Origin of the sequence: Mesorhizobium sp. M4A.F.Ca.ET.022.05.2.1, assembly GCF_003998845.1 — a bacterium.
Taxonomy (GTDB): domain Bacteria; phylum Pseudomonadota; class Alphaproteobacteria; order Rhizobiales; family Rhizobiaceae; genus Mesorhizobium.
On sequence record NZ_RZOJ01000722.1, the window covers coordinates 1 to 1,281 of the forward strand.

1 protein-coding gene is annotated in these 1,281 nt (G+C 70.6%); it reads left to right on the forward strand.

The window, feature by feature from the left end:
* Nucleotides 1-1,205 (forward strand): FGGY family carbohydrate kinase (locus EN745_RS34890; RefSeq protein WP_127423322.1); only part of this gene is annotated, 1,205 nt, incomplete at its 5' end.
* Between the last annotated feature and the right edge of the window lie 76 nt (nt 1,206-1,281).

Below are 1,281 nucleotides of genomic sequence, written 5' to 3' on the forward strand. Positions count from 1 at the left end.
TCCCGGCGATCCTGTGGCTGGACGAGCGCGCCCGCCCGCAAGTGGCGCGGCTTTCGGCCGAGATCGGCCGCGAGGCGATCCGTGACTGGAGCGGCAAGCCGCCGGACCCGACGCCGGCGCTCTATGCGCTTGCCTGGCTTGCCGAACACCGGCCGCAGGCGCTCGGCCAGGCGGCGGCACTCGTCGACGTGCACGGGTTCTTCGTCCACCGGCTGACCGGACGGCTGGTGACCAGCACCGCGAGCGCCGATCCGCTCGGCCTGCTCGACATCAAGACCGGTACCTGGCATCCCCGCCTGGTCGAGGCCGCCGGGCTGCGGCCGGAGCATTTGCCGGAGCTGGTCGGGCCGGGAGAAATCTGCGGCGGCCTGAGCGAAAGCGCCGCCGATCTGACCGGCCTGCAGGCCGGCACGCCCATCATCGCCGGCGCCGGCGACGGCCAGGCGATGGGCCTCGGCATGGGCGTCTACGGTCCCGGCAAGAGCTACCTCTCGCTGGGCTCCGGCGTCGTCAGCGGCAACTATGCCGGCGCGGTCGCGACATCGGATGCGTTCCGCACGCTGGTCTCACCGACCGGCTCCGGCTTCATGCTGGAGACGGTGCTGCGCTCGGGCATGCAGCTGGTCGACTGGATCGTGCGCACCACCGGTGCACCCTCCGCCGCCATCCTGGAGAAGGCCGCGATGGAGGTGCCCGCAGGCAGCGACGGCCTGCTGGTCATGCCGTACTGGGCCGGCGTCATGAGCCCGTACTGGGATGGTGCTGCGCGCGGCGCCATTGTCGGCCTGTCGCTCGACCATGAGCCAAGACATCTCTTCCGCGCGGTGCTGGAAGGCATCGCCTTCGAGCAGGCGATCGCCACCGCTGCGATGGAGGAGCGGACCGGCAAGGCAGAGGCGATGATCGCGGCTGGCGGCGGCGCCAATTCGACGCTGCTGATGCGGATCATGGCGAGCGTGCTGGAACGGCCGCTCTCGGTTTCGCCGGTCAACGAGGCGGCCGCACTCGGCGCCGCCATGCTGGCGGCATCCGCCGTCGGATGGTTCGCTTCGCCGGAAGACGCGGCAATGGCAATGGCCGCGCCACCGGCAAGGCGCGTCGACCCGGTCGATGCGCTGGTGCCCGCTTATCGCGCGCGCAAGGCAATCTACCGCGACCTCTATCATGCGACGCGTGACATCCATGCACGGCTCGGCGCGGCCTGAGCCGGGCCGCAATCTTGTGTCTGGCGCAGCCGGTGTTAGGCTGCCGCGCGCGGCGGACGATTGCTCATGATTAGAG